19 protein-coding genes are annotated in these 15,971 nt (G+C 70.1%); 5 read left to right on the forward strand and 14 right to left on the reverse strand.

The window, feature by feature from the left end; genetic code table 11:
- Nucleotides 1-10 precede the first annotated feature (10 nt).
- The 9 genes from OG247_RS08990 to OG247_RS09030 form a co-directional block, all read right to left on the reverse strand.
- On the reverse strand, nt 11-1,831 hold the full coding sequence (locus OG247_RS08990) for an AGE family epimerase/isomerase (protein WP_327251746.1): 1,821 nt from the start codon (nt 1,829-1,831) through the stop codon (nt 11-13).
- A 1-nt stretch (nt 1,832) separates the two neighbouring features.
- The gene (locus tag OG247_RS08995) at nt 1,833-2,306 is read right to left on the reverse strand and encodes a VOC family protein (RefSeq protein ID WP_327251747.1); all 474 of its coding nucleotides are present in this window, start codon (nt 2,304-2,306) and stop codon (nt 1,833-1,835) included.
- An 8-nt stretch (nt 2,307-2,314) separates the two neighbouring features.
- Nucleotides 2,315-2,965, reverse strand: a complete 651-nt coding sequence (locus OG247_RS09000) for a DJ-1/PfpI family protein (RefSeq protein WP_327251748.1) — start codon at nt 2,963-2,965, stop codon at nt 2,315-2,317.
- Nucleotides 2,958-4,562, reverse strand: a complete 1,605-nt coding sequence (locus tag OG247_RS09005; RefSeq protein WP_327251749.1) for a GMC family oxidoreductase — start codon at nt 4,560-4,562, stop codon at nt 2,958-2,960. Before OG247_RS09005 ends, OG247_RS09000 begins: the two co-directional genes overlap by 8 nt.
- 11 nt (nt 4,563-4,573) lie before the next feature.
- Nucleotides 4,574-4,945, reverse strand: a complete 372-nt coding sequence (locus OG247_RS09010; protein ID WP_327257395.1) for a nuclear transport factor 2 family protein — start codon at nt 4,943-4,945, stop codon at nt 4,574-4,576.
- 13 nt (nt 4,946-4,958) lie between these two features.
- Nucleotides 4,959-5,414, reverse strand: a complete 456-nt coding sequence (locus OG247_RS09015; RefSeq protein WP_266910467.1) for a nuclear transport factor 2 family protein — start codon at nt 5,412-5,414, stop codon at nt 4,959-4,961.
- A gap of 20 nt (nt 5,415-5,434) precedes the next feature.
- Complete coding sequence (locus tag OG247_RS09020) at nt 5,435-5,866, reverse strand: nuclear transport factor 2 family protein (RefSeq protein ID WP_327251750.1); 432 nt, start codon at nt 5,864-5,866, stop codon at nt 5,435-5,437.
- A 100-nt stretch (nt 5,867-5,966) separates the two neighbouring features.
- On the reverse strand, nt 5,967-7,622 hold the full coding sequence (locus OG247_RS09025) for a thiamine pyrophosphate-binding protein (protein ID WP_327251751.1): 1,656 nt from the start codon (nt 7,620-7,622) through the stop codon (nt 5,967-5,969).
- A gap of 45 nt (nt 7,623-7,667) precedes the next feature.
- Nucleotides 7,668-8,492 (reverse strand): type 1 glutamine amidotransferase domain-containing protein, encoded by an 825-nt coding sequence (locus OG247_RS09030; protein WP_274547903.1) that lies wholly within the window; start codon nt 8,490-8,492, stop codon nt 7,668-7,670.
- 295 nt (nt 8,493-8,787) lie between these two features.
- On the opposite strand from OG247_RS09030, the gene OG247_RS09035 reads away from it, so the two are divergent.
- The 5 genes from OG247_RS09035 to OG247_RS09055 all read left to right on the forward strand — a co-directional run bounded on the left by OG247_RS09035 (nt 8,788) and on the right by OG247_RS09055 (nt 12,323).
- On the forward strand, nt 8,788-9,060 hold the full coding sequence (locus OG247_RS09035) for a UBP-type zinc finger domain-containing protein (RefSeq protein WP_250741351.1): 273 nt from the start codon (nt 8,788-8,790) through the stop codon (nt 9,058-9,060).
- A gap of 164 nt (nt 9,061-9,224) precedes the next feature.
- Nucleotides 9,225-10,868, forward strand: a complete 1,644-nt coding sequence (locus tag OG247_RS09040) for an FAD-dependent oxidoreductase (protein ID WP_327257396.1) — start codon at nt 9,225-9,227, stop codon at nt 10,866-10,868.
- A 60-nt stretch (nt 10,869-10,928) separates the two neighbouring features.
- Nucleotides 10,929-11,426: a hypothetical protein gene (locus tag OG247_RS09045; RefSeq protein ID WP_327251752.1), complete on the forward strand. Its 498-nt coding sequence runs from the start codon at nt 10,929-10,931 to the stop codon at nt 11,424-11,426.
- A gap of 91 nt (nt 11,427-11,517) precedes the next feature.
- The gene (locus tag OG247_RS09050) at nt 11,518-11,847 is read left to right on the forward strand and encodes a putative quinol monooxygenase (RefSeq protein WP_327251753.1); all 330 of its coding nucleotides are present in this window, start codon (nt 11,518-11,520) and stop codon (nt 11,845-11,847) included.
- Complete coding sequence (locus OG247_RS09055; protein ID WP_327251754.1) at nt 11,844-12,323, forward strand: group II truncated hemoglobin; 480 nt, start codon at nt 11,844-11,846, stop codon at nt 12,321-12,323. The genes OG247_RS09050 and OG247_RS09055 overlap by 4 nt, the downstream gene beginning before the upstream one ends.
- Before the next feature lie 151 nt (nt 12,324-12,474).
- Here OG247_RS09055 and OG247_RS09060 read toward each other — a convergent pair whose 3' ends face one another.
- The 5 genes from OG247_RS09060 to rpe form a co-directional block, all read right to left on the reverse strand.
- On the reverse strand, nt 12,475-12,912 hold the full coding sequence (locus tag OG247_RS09060) for a barstar family protein (RefSeq protein ID WP_327251755.1): 438 nt from the start codon (nt 12,910-12,912) through the stop codon (nt 12,475-12,477).
- Complete coding sequence (locus tag OG247_RS09065) at nt 12,909-13,394, reverse strand: ribonuclease (protein ID WP_327251756.1); 486 nt, start codon at nt 13,392-13,394, stop codon at nt 12,909-12,911. Before OG247_RS09065 ends, OG247_RS09060 begins: the two co-directional genes overlap by 4 nt.
- Nucleotides 13,395-13,443: 49 nt before the next feature.
- Nucleotides 13,444-13,668, reverse strand: coding sequence for a hypothetical protein (locus OG247_RS09070; RefSeq protein WP_112452447.1), 225 nt, complete (start codon nt 13,666-13,668; stop codon nt 13,444-13,446).
- A 136-nt stretch (nt 13,669-13,804) separates the two neighbouring features.
- Complete coding sequence (locus OG247_RS09075; RefSeq protein ID WP_243334549.1) at nt 13,805-14,818, reverse strand: sugar-binding transcriptional regulator; 1,014 nt, start codon at nt 14,816-14,818, stop codon at nt 13,805-13,807.
- 138 nt (nt 14,819-14,956) lie between these two features.
- Nucleotides 14,957-15,643, reverse strand: a complete 687-nt coding sequence (rpe, locus tag OG247_RS09080; protein ID WP_327251757.1) for a ribulose-phosphate 3-epimerase — start codon at nt 15,641-15,643, stop codon at nt 14,957-14,959.
- Nucleotides 15,644-15,971 lie beyond the last annotated feature (328 nt).

The raw sequence follows: 15,971 nt of genomic DNA on the forward strand, positions 1-15,971 counted from the left end.
CCGTTGAGCGCTACTGGGCGGTCGGGCGCAGCCGGACCTTGACCTTGACCCGGCCCTGGACGTCGGGCAGCCGGACGGTGAGTCCGTCGGCGTCGAAGTCCGTGTACGGCTTCTCGTCGATCTCGACGGACGCGATCCGCACCGAGCCGGCGGGGAGCAGGTCGGGCGAGACGCGCAGCACGCGGTCGGGCAGGTTCGTCGGGTCGGGCTGGAAGTGGAAGTCCATCTCCCGGCCGTTGATGAGCAGGTTGTTGTAGACGGCGGACAGGTAGCAGAGCTCCGCCGAGTGGTACATGGACATCGAGTGGCTGCCCTTGAGCCGCTCGGTCCCGAGCAGGTACGGCGTACCGCTGGCGAGCACGTTGAAGTAGACGGCGCCCTCGTCGTGGTCGAGGAAGAAGGTGTTGTAGAAGGCCTGGGCCTGCCGGGCCTCGCGCAGGTTCGCGTCGCCGCCGACGGTGCCGTTCAGGATGAGGTAGGCGAGGATCGCCTGCTCCTGCTGCCACCAGGCCTTGCGGTCGTGCCAGGCGAAACGATACGTCTCCTCGTCCCCCGACTTCACGCGCTCGACCACGTCGTACCAGCCGCCGCGCTGCACGTCGCTGCCGACGGCCGGCATGATCTCGCCGATCTTGCGGGCGAGCTCCTCGTAGGCCGGCTTGGCCTTCAGCGAGTTCATCCGCATCAGGTTCCAGGCGATCTTGAGGTTGTGTCCGACGACGGCACGGTTCTGCTGCCAGCTGTGCGCGGTGTCGTGGGACCAGTCGCGGAAGAAGCGCTCCTGGACGAAGGGGCTGTTCTTGTAGTCCGGGAACTTGTCCGCGATCGTGTCGAAGGTGTACTCGAGGAAGTCCGCGTAGCGCTGCTCCCCGGTCGCCAGGTACAGGTTGATCAGGTACGCGGGCGCGTGGTCGCCGACCGAGTTCCAGTTCTTGCGCTCCGCGTTCTCCCCGAGGGACTCGTGGTCGGCGCTGAAGAGGATCGGGTCGATGTGCGAGTAGTAGCCGCCCTGCTCCGGGTCCTTGAAGAACTTGTCGAACAGCCGGATGGTGGCGTCGGCGTCGTTCTTGATCCGGATGTCGCCGGTGATCCGGTAGGTCTGGATCGGGCCGGCCAGCGCGTAGATCTGCTCGTACATCGGGATCGCGTCGTAGTCGTCGGAGAACTCCGAGGTGAACAGCTTGCGTTCGCTGTCCCCGTCGACGCTGATGCCGTGGTACCAGAAGACCACGTCCTCCTCGCTGTCCACGACGCGCATGTGCTTGCGCAGGTACTCGGTGCCGCGCTCGGCGACCTCCAGGTACTCGTCCTTGCCGGTCAGCAGGTAGGCGGAGGCCATGCCGTAGACCAGGCGGGAGATCGTGTCGGTCTCCTGGACGTGGCTGGCGGTCTTGTCACCGCCGAGCCGGATCTCGGTGCGGTACTCGGTGAAGTCCACCGGCCCGTCGCCGAACTGCGCCCGCTTGTAGAAGTCGGCCAGCGATTCGATCTGCTTGATCCACCAGCTGGGCTCCTCGAAGCGGTAGTCCTCGGCCCCGCGGCCCAGGAACACCAGGCGCTTGGCCTCGAAGCGGCCGCCCTGCTCGGGGTAGTGCACCCCGTAGACGTAGAGGAACCGTCCCGGCGAGAGCATCTCGTCGATGTGCCCGGAGGCGTCGATGTACGGCTCGTCCAGGTTGCGGACCAGCTCGGCGCTGGGGTCCCCGGCCAGCGAGACGTCGAACTCGCGGCCGTCCGAGGTCTTCAGCCGCAGCAGCCTGGACTCGGAGTCGAAGCGGCCGACGTAGCCGGCGATCGTGTCGGAGAAGGAGAAGCTCACGGCGTCCGCCATGTCATGCACCGTCCTTGTCGTGGTGGGAGCCCATCGGCGCACGGTCGTCCTCGTGGCCGTGCTCGTCCTCGTGTCCCTGCTCGTCCTCGAATCCCTGGCTGACCTCGACGATCACCCCGTCGGGATCGCGGACCCACACGGTCCGCCACCCGCAGATGAAGTCGTCGAAGTCCAGTGGCCCCAGGGTCACTTCGGCCGCGTCGCCGAGCGTGGCCAGGAAGGCGTCCACGCTGTCGGTCTGGAAGGCCAGGTGGCGCATCCGGCCCGGCGCCGCCGGACCGTCGTGGTACTCCCGGGCGGGCGGCTCGGTGCCCGCCGCGAAGAGCTCCAGGTACACGTCCCCCTGGCGGAGGAAGATGATCCGGGCGTCTCCGAGGTCGACCACCCGGGCCCGGGCGAAGCCGAAGTACCGGGTGTAGAAGTCCTCGGTGGTCTTCTGGTCGGCGCAGTTCAGTCCCACGTGCGACCAGACCATCGGGGCCATCAGGCCGTGCCCCGCGCGCCCGGTACGCCCCCTGCGCCGCGAGCGCCCCGCGCGCCCCGGTCGGCGGCGATCAGCTCGATGATCCGGCGGGCGAACAGGTGGTGGTGGGCCCCGGTGCGGCCGGTGACCAGGTCGCCGTCGACCACCACGTCCTCGTCCACGTACTCGCCGCCCATGTTGCGGACGTCGCCGATGAGGTTGTTGTGACAGACGACCTTGCGGCCGCGCACCTTGTCCGGGATCGAGGCGGCCAGCCACATGCCGTGGCAGATGATCCCCTTGAGGACCGTCGGCTCCTCGAAGGCCCGGCGCAGCAGCTCCGTCGCCGGCGCCAGTACGTCCACGTCCTCCGTGTACCGCAGCCGGTCGGCCACCATGCCCGAGGGCACGATGATCGCCGCGTACCGGCGCAGTTCCTCGTCGCTCAGCCCCTCCAGGGACTGCGTCGCGGTGAACGGCGCCCGGTACTCGTGCCCGGAGAAGGTGATGGAGTCGTTGCCCCACAGCCGGGTCAGGAAGTCGACCTCGGCGCCCTCCTCCGCGAACCGGCGGCCGTAGTAGAAGATCTCCGGTTCGTAGAAGTCGCTCTCGACCAGGACCGCGATCCGGGTTCCGGTCAGCGCACCCTCGCGCAGGACCACGTCAGACACGGGACACCCCCTTCAGGAAGTCCGCCGCGCGCTCGGCGATCATCGCGATGGCGGTGTGGCAGTTGCCCGACGGGACGGCGGGCATCACGCTCGCGTCGACGACGCGCAGGTTCCGTACGCCGTGCACCCGCAGTTCGGGGTCGACGACGGCGAGGTCGTCGATGCCCATGCGGCAGGAGCCGGCCTGGTGGTGGTAGCTCTCCGACTTCTGCTTCACGAAGGTGCGCAGGTCCTCGTCGGACACGTAGCCGGGTCCGGGCTGGAGCTCCTGCTTGTACCAGGGCGAGAAGGCGGAGGTGGCGAAGAGCTCCCGGGCGGTCTTGACGCCCTGGACCATCCGCTCCAGGTCCCAGCGGTCGCCCAGGTAGTTCGGGTTGATCAGCGGGTGGGCCAGCGGATCGGCGCTCGCCAGCCTGATCCAGCCCCGCGAGACGGGACGGACGACCCCGGGCAGGATGGACACCGTGTTCGGGTGGTCCCGGCCGACGATCACGTCGAACGGCACGTGCACGAAGGCGATCTGCAGGTCCGGCGCCGGCAGCCCCGGCCGGGACGAGAGGAACAGCGCGCTCTCCGACAGGTTCTGTGCGGGCGGCGGCAGTTCCTGGGTGACCTCGGCCATCAGCCCGGTCAGGACGTGGTTGTGGAAGTTCTCCCCGACCCCGGGCAGGGCGGCGACGGTCCCGATGCCGTGCTCGCGCAGCTGCTCGGGGTGCCCGATCCCGGAGAGCAGCAGCAGCTTCGGCGATTCGATCGCCCCGGCGGCCACGATCACCTCCCGGCGGGCCCGGACGGTGTGCGGCCCGGGCTCGGCCGCCGCACTGTGGCCGTCGCGCACGGTCCGCCCCGGGATCTCCGCGGGAGCCTGGAGCTGGACGTACTCCACACCCGTGCAGGTGTCCCCGTCGAAGAGCAGCCGGGTGCTCTGCGCACTGGTGCGCAGGGTCAGGTTGGAGCGGTCGAGGGCCGGCTCCAGGTAGGCGGCGAGGACGCCCTGGCGGCGACCGTCGGCCACGTCGATGTGGTGCCAGCCGGTGCCGAAGAGCCCGCGCCGCGGCCCGTCGGTGTTGAAGTCGGCGATCTCCTCGTGGCCGAGCTCGACGGCGGCGTCGATGAAGGCGCGGGAGACCGGGTTGGGGCCGTGCCGCCCCGCGTGGGTGATCCGCTGCGGCCCGCGGGTGCCGGTGGTCGGCGCGGTGACGTCCTCCTGGCCCTCCAGCAGCGAGAAGTAGGGCAGTACGTCCTCGTGCGCCCAGCCGGCCGCACCCTGATAGGCCCAGTTGTCGAAGTCCGAGGCGTGGCCCCGGATGTGCATCATGATGTAGAGGTTGCTGCTGCCCCCGGGGGCCTTGCCGCGCGGTTCGTACGTGCGGCGGCCGTCCAGACCGGGCTGCGGGACGCTGGTGTAGCCCCAGTCGACGGGCCCGCCGAGCAGCTTGTACCAGGAGGACGGATCGTCCACCTCGGGAGGGATGCGGCCCGCTCCCGCCTCCAGGACCAGGACGGTGACGTCCGGATCCTCGGAGAGGCGGTTCGCGAGGACGCTGCCGGCGGTGCCGGATCCCACGACGATGTAGTCGTACTCATCCACGGCCATCGCGCGCCCCCTCAGCCCTGGCCGAGCACCTGGAAGGGAACCGTGTCGTGGTAGTTCGCCATGTAGGCGATCTTTCCGTCCACGATCCGGAAGAAGTTCATGACCTCGGCCTCGATCTCCTCCCCGGAGGGGGTGACCGCGGTCAGGTGGGAGACGGCCGCGGCCTTCTCACCGTCGACGAGGAAGTGCACGGGCTCGTTGCGGAAGACCCGGTACATCGTCCCCATGCCCTTCATCATCGACCGGAGCAGTTCCAGGCCCTCGATGTGGCCGGCGAGCTGCTCGTCCATGACCTGGTCCTCGGCGAACAGGTCACACCAGCTGTCCCAGTCACCGGCGTTGGCGTACTCGTAGTACTTCTGCAAGATCTGCCGCGCGTCCATGGCGCTCAACCCCCTACTGGTCCCTGCGGGTTCCGTCCGGGGCGAAGGGCGCCCAGAACTGGCTGAAGGCGGTGGCCGTGTCGCCGAAGAGGCCGTCGTGGCCCTCGACGATCCGGCCGTCGCGCCAGCGCATGAAGTGGAAGACCGGGTAGTCCATCCGCTCGTACGGGGAGCGGCTCGACTCGTCGGCGCCGCCGCGCACGGCGACGTTGCGGCAGACGTCCGCGCTGCAGTCCTCGCCGACGAGAACCGCTTCGATGTCCATGCGGAAGGTGCCGCCCGTGAGCTTGTGGGTCTGGCCCATCAGCTCCAGGAAGGCGTCCAGGCTCTCGTACCAGCCGGCGAGCGGGTGGTTGCCGGGGACCTGCCAGCGCAGGTCCTCCGCGTAGTACTCCAGGATCCTGGCCCGGTCGCCGGAGCCGAGGGCGCGGTACGCCGCCTCGACCCGCTCCCGTGTCACTTCGGTCATCGTCGCTTCTCCTACGGCACTCAGAGGGAGGCGGAACCGGGCATGGGCGCCAGTTCGTTGACGGTGTACTGCCGGATCAGCGGCCCGTCGGGGCCGGCGACCACGGTCCAGGTCTGGTCGGCGTCGAAGCCCAGCCACACGCTGCGGGCGGCCGGCGGGTCCCAGATCTTGGCCTGCCAGTTGACGAGGACCCGGACGACCGCCCGGTCGCCCTCGATGACGGGCTCCACCTTCGTGACCGTGTGCACCTCGTCGAAGAAGCGGTTCGTGACCGCCTCGTACCAGCGGCCGAAGCCCTGGTGGCCGAGGAAGGTGTCCTCCGGGACCTTGAACTCCAGGTCCTCGGTGATCAGGGCCAGCACCTGGTCCGGCCGGACGTGCTGGTCCAGGGCCACGTACCACTTCTCGGCGAAGACGCGGATCGCGTCCTCGGTCAGCCGCTCGGCGGGCATGCGGTCTCCTCCTGTCTGTCCGTGCTCTGCGTGGGTCCGTGCGGGTGTGGTGCGTCGGATCCGGCGGTGCTCACATCCGGCGTTGTCGGATCCGGCCGTGTCAGATCTGGATGTCCACGAGGAACGGCCCGGGGTGGGCGAGCATCCGGCCCACCGCGGCGACCGCCTCGTCGGGCTTCTCCACCCGCATCCCGCCCGCCCCGAGCGACCGGGCCAGGGCGGCGAAGTCGATCTCGGGGTGCGAGAGGTCGAAGGAGCCCGGAAAACCGTGCTGCGGGATCTCCCGCTCCCGCCAGTACTGGGCGATGTTGTCGTCCAGCAGCCGGTACTTGCGGTTGTTGCAGACCACGAACTTGGCCTCGATGCCGTGCCGGGCCGCGGTCCACAGGGCCTGGTAGGTGTACATCGAGCCGCCGTCGCCGGCGAAACCGACGACCAGCCGCTCCGGCCGGGCCAGCTTGACGCCGACCGCGCCCGGGAAGCCCACGCCCAGCGATCCGCCCCGGGTGAGGTGGTAGTCGCCCGGCCGCTCCGGCGGCAGGTACCGGGTGACCAGCGGGGAGGTGGTCAGCGCCTCGTCGAAGACGATCAGGTCCCCGCCCGTCCGCTCGGCCAGGGTCCGCAGGAACACCGCCATCGGCGACCCGTCCGCGTCCCTGGCCTCCCGCTCGGCCTGGCCCGCCCGCACCCGCTCCCGGGTCCGCGCGTCCAGCCGCCCGGCCGCCGCCGCCCGCTGCGCGGGGGTGAGCACGTGTTCCAGTACGCCGGCCAGCGCGCGCAGCGCCTGCCGGGGATCGGCGGCGAGCCCGAGGTCCACCGGATGGTTCTTGGCGATCTCGTAGGCGTTCAGGTCGATGTGCACGACCCTCGCACCGGCCCGGAAGGGGCTCTCCAGCTCCGGGAACACCTCGGGGAAGACGTAGGTGCCGACGATCAGCACCCCGTCCGCGTCCCCGATCAGCTCCTTGCTGTGCGGGCCGAACATGTGGCCCGTCTGACCGCGGCGCAGCGGGTGCGAGGCCGCGATGTTCACCTCGGAGGAGTCGACCTCGTACACGTCGGCGCCGAGCAGCTCGGCGACGGCGACGAGTTCGCGCTGCGCCCCGGAGAGCGAGACCCCGTCCCCGACGAGGACCACCGGCCGTTCGGCGGAGGCCAGCAGCTCGGCCGCCCGCCCCACCGAGGCGGCCGAGGGGGCCACGTCCGTGAGGGGCACCGTGGCGGGCAGTACGAGCTCGGAGTTGAGCTCGTCCAGCACGTCCATCGGCAGCGCCACGAACACCGGGCCGCGCGGCGGGGTCAGGGCGATCTTCACCGCCCGGCGGATGGTGCGCAGCACGGAATGCCGGTCGGTGACCCGGGTCGCGTACTTGGTCACCGGCTTCGCCATCGCCACCAGGTCGGACGCCATCTGCGCGTCCATGGCGTCGTAGCGCACCCCGGCGTCACCGGCGACGACGACGAGCGGGGTGTGGCCGCGCAGCGACTGGTAGAGCATGCCGATGCCGTTGCCCAGCCCCACCCCGGAGTGGAGCTGGAGCAGCGCCGCCCCGCCGGTGGCCCGGGCGTAGCCGTCGGCGATGCCGGCGGCCACGGTCTCCTGGAGGGCGAGGACGTAGTGGAAGTCCTCCGCCGCGTCGACCGCGTCGAGGAATCCCTGTTCCACCGTCCCCGGATTTCCGAACATGACGTCCAGGCCGTCGGCCTTGAACTGCTCGATCAGCCTTTCCCGTCCGGGAGTGGCTCCAGAACCCATCGAACTCCCCCTCCTTTGCTTACCGTCGTGCCGGAGTTACCGGAATTACCAGCCGTACCGGGTGAGACCGTTCTCCAGGACTTCCACGATCTTCTGCCCCGTGAGATACGAGTCGGGGGTCGAACGACCGGTCACGAACGGGAAGTCGACGATCACCGAAAGGGGATGGCCGAAATTCCCGTGGTACGCGCCGCGCGGCCCGGTCGCATCGCGCAGGATGTACTCCAGCGGATACGGCGGCGGCCCCATGTTGAAATCGGTGCCGAGGAATCCGGTGCCGTCCTTGTAGTCGTACTCCTTGCAGTGGCCGGTCACGTGCTTGCCCCAGATGATGCTGCGGCGGTCGCCCCAGTCCCGGGCGAAGGCCAGGCAGGCGACGCCGTAGCACTCGGCCGCGACGACCTTGCCCGCGTTCTTGAAGGCGAGGATCAGGGCGTGCACGCGCTCGTTGTTGGCGAGGTCCACGATCGGACCGCTGCCGCCCACGATGAGCACGGCGTCGAAACCGGCGATGTCGGCCTGGAGCTTGTCCAGATCGCGGTGGTACTGCTCCAGCTTGGGCAGATAGGCCGAGTCGCTCGTGTACGGGCGCTCGGGGGCCCACGCTTCGATGTCGAGGGGGGAGTCGAGTCGGCTCGACTGCTCGAACTCCCGGCCCAGCCGGGCGTTCTCCTCGGTGGTGACCGAGCGTCCCAGCGGAGGATCGATGTAGTTCGCGTCGAGGCTCGGCGGGAGAGCGTGGGCACGCTTTCCGGTCGGCGTGGCGAATACGACTTCATAGCCCTGCTCGTCGAACTGCGATACGGGGCCGATCAGTTCCTCGGCCCAGTAACCGTGTTCGGAGACAATGACCAGAATCTTTCTGCTCACGGATTCCTCCAGGCGCCGCCTGTTGTCGTTGGCGTCCCCCACACTGGCCGCGCCGGGGGTTCCCGTCAAAGCGCTGGTGTGCGACTTCGTGAGGTAGTCGCCCAGGTCATGGGGGCACCTCAGGAAGTCGTCCGGCGATGTCATGAAGTAGCTTCCGGACTACCTGACTTCGGCCGAATACCTGAACCGTCGTCGGGGCCCCGCCTTATGGTCTGGACGCGCCGGAATCACGGGCGCGCTGCAATCACGGGCGCGAAGCGCGAGAGCGCGATCGCGCGAGAGAGGGACGGGGACGATGACGATGGACCTGTTGTGCACCCACATCGAGTCGATACGTCCGGTGAAACCCGGCACCGAGGGCTGCGAGGAGTGCCTCGTCTCCGGTGACACCTGGGTGCACCTGCGGATGTGCCTGAGCTGCGGGCACGTCGGCTGCTGCGATTCCTCGAAGAACCGTCACGCCACCAGGCACTACGGGACCACCGCGCACCCCATCGCGGCCTCCCACGAGCCCGGCGAGGACTGGGCCTGGTGCTACGCCGACAAGCTGATGCTGGACCCGGCGTGAGCGCGGCCCCGGAGAGCGCCGCTGCCGCGGGCACCGCGCCCACGAGCAGCACGCCGACGAGCAGCACGCCCACGACCAGCGCGCCTTCGAGCACCGCGCCCACGAGCACCGCCACCGCGACCGCCGAAGCCGCGGCGCGCGCGGAGAACCGCAAGCCCGTCATCCTGGCCGTGGACGACGACCCGCAGGTGCTGCGCGCCGTCCGCCGCGACCTGCGCAGCGCGTACGGCGACCGCTACCGGGTGCTCGGCGCCTCCTCGGCGGCCGACGCCCTCAAGATCCTGGACTCCCTCGACGAGCGCGGCCACGACCCGGCGCTCTTCCTCGTCGACCAGCGGATGCCGGACGTCACCGGGGTCGAGTTCCTGCTGGAGGCCGTCAGCCGGTTCCCCGACGCCCGACGCGTGCTCCTCACCGCGTACGCCGAGACGGACGCGGCGATCACCGCCATCAACCGGGTCCGCCTGGACTACTACCTGCTCAAGCCCTGGGACCCCCCGCACGAGCGGCTCTTCCCGGTCCTGGACGACCTCCTGTCCGACTGGCTCGCCACCTACCGCCCGGCGTACGACGGGATCATCGTCGCGGGTCACCTGGTCTCCCCCGGCACCCACGCCGTCCGGGACTTCTTCACCCGCAACGGCCAGCCCTTCCGCTTCCTCAACGTCGAGCGGGACCCCGAGGCGCTGACCGTGATCGCCGCCGCCCAGCCCGACGCCGCGCTGCCCCTGGTCCGCTTCCCGGACGGGTCGGTGCTCTCCGCGCCGACGGACACGCAGCTCGCCCAGCGCCTGGGGCTGGCCACCACCGCCTCGCGCCCGCACTACGAGTGCGTCATCGTCGGCGCGGGCCCGGCGGGCCTCGCGGCCGGCGTCTACTCGGCCTCCGAGGGCCTGTCCACGCTCATGCTGGACTCCCGCGCCCCGGGCGGCCAGGCGGGCACCTCCAGCCTGATCGAGAACTACCTGGGCTTCCCCTCGGGTCTCTCCGGCGGCGACCTGACCCGCCGCGCCACCATCCAGGCCTCCCGCTTCGGAGCCGAGATCCTGCACCCGGTGGAGGTGACCTCGCTGACCCGCGACGACCCGGCGAAGATCCTGACCCTGGCGGACGGTACGGAGATCAGCGCCGAGACGGTGCTCCTGGCCACCGGGGTCTCGTACAACCGCCTGGACGCCCCCGGCGCCGACCGATTCGAGGGCGCCGGGCTCTACTACGGCGCGGCGACCACCGAGAGCTCGGCGTGCATCTCGCAGCACGTGTTCATCGTCGGCGGGGCCAACTCGGCCGGCCAGGCCGCCGTGCACTTCGCCAAGTACGCCGCCAGGGTCACCATCCTGGTCCGCGCGGCCTCGCTCGACGACAGCATGTCCCGCTACCTGATCGACGAGATCGAGCGCACCCCCAACATCGAGGTGCGGGTCCGCACGACGGTCGTCAGCCTGCACGGCGAGGACCACCTCGAACGCCTGACCCTCCACGACTCCGAGACCGGCGAGGACAAGGAGATCCCGGCCCGCTTCATGTTCACCTTCATCGGCGCCCGCCCGCACACGGGGTGGCTGGCCGGGGTGGTCGAGCGGGACGAGTACGGGTTCGTCCTCACCGGCTCGGACCTGATCTCCAACGGCGGCGAACTCCCGGCGGAGTGGAGCCTGGAGCGCGCCCCGTACCCGCTGGAGACCAGCGTCCCCGGGGTCTTCGCGGCGGGGGACGTACGGGCCCACTCGGTCAAACGGGTCGCCTCGGGCGTGGGCGAGGGAGCCATGGCGGTCTCCCTGATCCACCGCTACCGCTCGATGGGCTGAGAGCGAACACGGAGCCGACCCACTTGCGATCAAGGAGCGACCGGACGCACCGTTGATTACATGATTACAACCGAGCAGAACGAACAGCTCCGCACCTGGTTCGCCGAGCACCTGCCGGTGGACGTCTACACCTCGCTCCTCTCGGTCACGGTCGACCGGGAGGAGATCACCGTCGTCGGCGCGATCCCCGACAACGAATCGGTCGCCGCCTTCCGCGAGCGCACCCGCGAACAGCGCATGGACGTCGCCCGGGAGGCGGAGGAGCTCTACCGCCGCAAGGTGTCCTGGGCCGCCCGGTCCGGCGAGGAGCAGACCCTCTTCACCCACCTCGCCGTCCCCGTCATGACCCGCCTGCGCCAGCCCGAGCGCCAGGTCCTCGACACCCTGGTCGCGGGCGGCGTCGCCCGCAGCCGCGCCGACGCCCTGGCCTGGTGCGTCCGCCTGGTCGGGCGCAACACCGACACCTGGCTGACGGACCTGCGCGAGTCCCTGGACCGGGTCCAGCAGGTCCGCGCGGAGGGTCCGGACCTCGCCGACTCCCAGAAGTCCGGGTCATAACGGCGAAAGATCTCCCCGCGCCCGCAAGATCGCGCAAGCCTGGCACGGACCACCGGCGATCAACGCCCGACCCCAGGGAGAGGCCCGCACCATGACCACCACCGTCGAATACATCCGCTACCGGATCGCATTGGACGATCAGCCGGCTTTCGAAGAGGCGTACGTCAGGGCCTCCGAGGCCCTGGCCGCCTCGCCGGAGTGCATCGACTACGAACTCGCCCGCTGCGAGGAAGAGCCCGAGCGCTACATCCTCCGCATCCGCTGGACCTCGATCGACGCCCACCTGAACGGATTCCGCAAGGGCGAGCACTTCCCCGCGTTCTTCAGCGCGATCCGCCCGTACGTCACGGCCATCGAGGAAATGCAGCACTACCTCGTCACCAAGGTGGCCGGCCCCGGAAAGGCTTCCACCCCGTCATGAGCACCACACCGGACACCACGCCCACCATCTACGAATGGATGGGCGGCGCGGAGGCGATGAACCGCCTCACGGACGTCTTCTACGCCCGAGCCCTGCAGGACGAGATCCTCGCCCCGGTCTTCGCGGGCATGGACTCCGAGCATCCCCAGCACGTCGCGGTCTGGCTGGCGGAGGTCTTCGGCGGCCCGAAGCAGTACACCGCCGCCCACGGCGGCCACCAGCACATGGCCACCAAGCACCTGGGCCGCGGCATCACCGAGCAGCAGCGCCGCCGCTGGGTGGACCTCCTGACGGACACGGCCGACGAGGTGGGCCTCCCCACGGACCCGGAGTTCCGCGCGGTCTTCGCGTACTACATCGAATGGGGCACCCGCATGGCCCTGATCTACTCGGGCCCCAACCCACCCCCGGTCGACGCGGCCGACATCCCGGTCTGGTCCTGGGGCCAAACCCCACCCTGGATCCCGAAGTCCTGACCCACCAGCCCCCGGCGGAGCCCCTGAGCTCCGCCGGGGACAGCTCCAGCCCCGGGCAAATCCAGCCTCGCCGGCGTTTGAGGCGCGGGGTCCGGGGCGGAGCCACGAATCCTTCAGCCCCGGCGCGCCATCCGGCCCCGCCGGGGCAAAATCAGCCCCGCCGGCGTTTGAGGCGCGGGGTCCGGGGCGGCGCCCCGGCAGCCGGCCCCGGGCCGGACTCGGCGAGCAGCACCGTCAGTCCGGGCCCCGCACCCTCGTCCTCGGACTCGGCCCGCCAGAAATCGACGGCCTCCTCCAGGATCTCGCTCAACGTCTCCCAGTCCGCAGGCCGAGCCTCCGCATACGCCCGCCAGGCGGTCACCACGAACAGCCGCCCCGGCGCAGCCGGCAACCACGACAGATCCCTCAGCGCATCGGCCAGCGCGTCCCAGTTCCCCCCGAAGTACTCGGGAACCTCCAGCGCGAGCCCCACGCGCCGCATCAGCTCCGCCTTGCTCCGTACGCCGCCCAGATCCAGCCGTACGGTCGCCCAGCCGGCGGCCTCGGCCGCTTCGAGCGCGGGGTCCAGGGGCCGCGGGTCCAGAGTCATCGGAGAACCGCCTTGAAGGTCTCGTAGTGGTCGTCCGTGTAGAAGAACTCCCCGCCCCCACCGGTCACGATCCGCCGGGCCCCACGGTCCCGCTCACCGGGCGTCTTCACGGTGAACTCGTGGTAGTAGCCGCGCTTCTTCTGCGGCAGGACCTTCTCGAAGTTGCCGAAGACGGTCCCGTCCTGCCGGTACTGGTACGGCCCGCCCTTGTCGATCAGCGCAAGGACGTCCCGGGCCTGCTGCGGCAATGCCGAGGCCCGTACCGTCGCCATCCCCTTCGCCCATCCGGGCGTCGGCACAGCGGAACTCGCCGCCCCGCTCGGGGCAACGTCAACGCCGGAGCCGGCGCTCGCGCTCGTACTGGTGGCCGCGGCAGGCGCGGGTTTCTTCCCGCTGCAACCCACCGCACCGACCAGCGCCGCGCAGAGGAACACGGCCCCCAGCACACGCAGCAACGATCGGGGCACGTTCCGAAAGATCATGCACCGATCGTGCCAAATATCCGATTCGCCCGCGAATCGCGCGATGGCTTCAGAGGGCGGCCATCTTGGTGTACGGACTCAGGATGCGCTTACGGACCTCAGGCCCGAATTCAACGAGGACAGCGATCCCCTCCTCAACGGCGACGACACGGCCGAGGCCGTGCTCATCGTGAGTAACCCGGTCGCCGACGCTGAAGTGCCGGAGCGGCGCTTCCACGGGGGCCTTGAACGGGCTGGACGGCAGGTGGCGGCGAGGTACTGCGGACTTTGTCATTGCACCCAGTATGCGCCCAGCAGGCCGCCCAACGGTCCGCCGTTCGGATCTCAATTACGGCACCATCCGCATCGGCGAACATCACGTGCCCGCGTTTGACCGGCATTCGTCCGGACAATCGGACCAATCCGAACAATCACTCGTCGGGGTCGGCCCGCTCCAGCGCCGGCCGCAAACCGGGCTCCGATTCGGTCAGCAGGTAGTCCGCGACGGCAGTGTCGGTGACCAGGCTCGTCACGAGCCCCGAGCGCAGCACCGCCCCGATCGCGGACGCCTTGCGCAGCCCGCCGGCGATGGCGACGACCTCGGGGATCCGGCGCAGCCGGTCGGCCTCCACGGTGATGCACCGCTCGCCAAGGTCCCGCCCGACCCGACGCCCCTCGGCGTCGAACAGGTGGGCGGACATTTCGGCGGCGACGCCCAGCGAGGCGTAGTGCGCCCGCTCCTCGTCGCTCAGCATGTCGTGGACGGTCGAGATGCCCGGCTCCCAGGACCCGATGGAGACGGCGGCGACCGTCACCTTGTCGAAGTACTCGAAGGCCCGGGCGATCCCCGTCTGGTTCCGCAGGGCGGCCGCGGTGGCCGGATCGGGCAGCAGCATCGGCGCGTAGATCGGGTGCGCGTCCCCGCCCGACACCTGCGCGGCCCTGCGCACGGCCTCCACGGAGCCGCGCTCGGCCGTACCGGCGTCGTACACGCCCGTCAGCTGGACGACGGTGCAGGGAGGCAGCCGGTGCAGGGAGGCGGCCATGTGGATGGTCGACCGCCCCCACGCGAGGCCGAGCACGTCCCCCTCGTTGACGAGCTCACCCAGCAGATCGGCGGCCACGGCACCCAGGTTCTCCGGGTCCGGCGCGTCCTCGGTGGCATCGGCGGGGGACTCCACGACCACGGCGTGCCGCAGCCCGTACCGGGCGCGCAGCGCGTCGGACCGCTCCGCGTCCAGCTCGGCCGGCACGCGGATCTCGATGCGTACGAGGTCGCGCTCCAGGGCGGTCTCCAGGACCCGGGCCACCTTGAAGCGGCTCACGCCGAACTCCTCGGCGATCTGGATCTTGGACTTCCCCTCCAGGTAGAAGCGGCGCGCCATGGCCGCCGCCTGCACCAGCTCCGCGGGTCCCATCCGCAGGGCTGACCGTCCCGCCGACATTGCAGACACCGCGTTCTCCTCACTGCTGTTCACACTCTCGTGTTCACACTCTCGACTCGCCGTTCATCCTGTCAGATCCGACGGCCGTTGATCAGCCTGGACAGCTCCCGTTCACCGAGCTGTTCACCAAGCCTTGGTTCAGTGGTTGCAAGCCCAGGGCGCAGCGGCGATCGCCGCACCCGCCTGGTCACGCAGCGTGCGTACGGCTGCCGCCGGATCGACCGCTCCGTAGACCGCGCTGCCCGCCACGAACACGTCCGCGCCGGCCTCCGCGCACCGCTCGATGGTCGTGGCGGAGACCCCTCCGTCGACCTGCAGCCACAGCTCCAGGCCGTGCTTGGAGATCAGCTCCCGGGTCCGGCGGATCTTGGGCAGCATGATGTCGAGGAAGGGCTGACCGCCGAAGCCGGGCTCCACGGTCATGATCAACAGCATGTCGAGCTCGGGAAGGATGTCCTCGTACTGCTCGATCGGCGTCGCGGGCTTCAGCGCCATGGACGCCCGCGCCCCCTTGGCCCGGATCTCCCGCGCGAGCCGCACGGGCGCGGCGGCGGCCTCGGCGTGAAAGGTCACGGAGCCGGCACCGGCCTCGATGTACTGGGGGGCCCAGCGGTCGGGGTCCTCGATCATGAGGTGCAGATCGAGCGGGATGTCCGTGGCCCGGCTCAGCGACTCCACGATCGGCACGCCGAGGGTGAGGTTCGGGACGAAGTGGTTGTCCATGACGTCGACATGCAGCCAGTCGGCCCCCTGAACGGCCTTCGCCTCTTCGGCGAGCCGGGCGAAGTCGGCGGACAAGATGCTGGGATTGATCTGAACGGCCATGCCCCAAGCGTGCCATGCCGCCAACGCCTTCCGGCCACTACCCCGGAACTGGGGGTGGAGGGCGGGAGCGGGGGTGGTGGTGGGCGTGCTTGTGCTGCGGGTGGGGTGGTGGCTTTGACAGTGGTTCGGGGGGCGTCCCGGTAGGGAAGTGTGGGGAGGAGCGGCCTCGTCTGACATGCGCAGCCCCCAAGGGCCGGTGGTCATCTGGACACGGCCCCGGCAGGACCGTGACCTCGGCCGGTACGAACGCGCGGGGCGATCAGAGCATCCAGGACCGGGCGCCTGAACACCCTTCCCGTGACCGTCGGCCGCCACCATGAGCGAGAGA

The organism is Streptomyces sp. NBC_01244, assembly GCF_035987325.1.
In the GTDB taxonomy this organism is placed as follows: Bacteria; Actinomycetota; Actinomycetes; order Streptomycetales; family Streptomycetaceae; genus Streptomyces.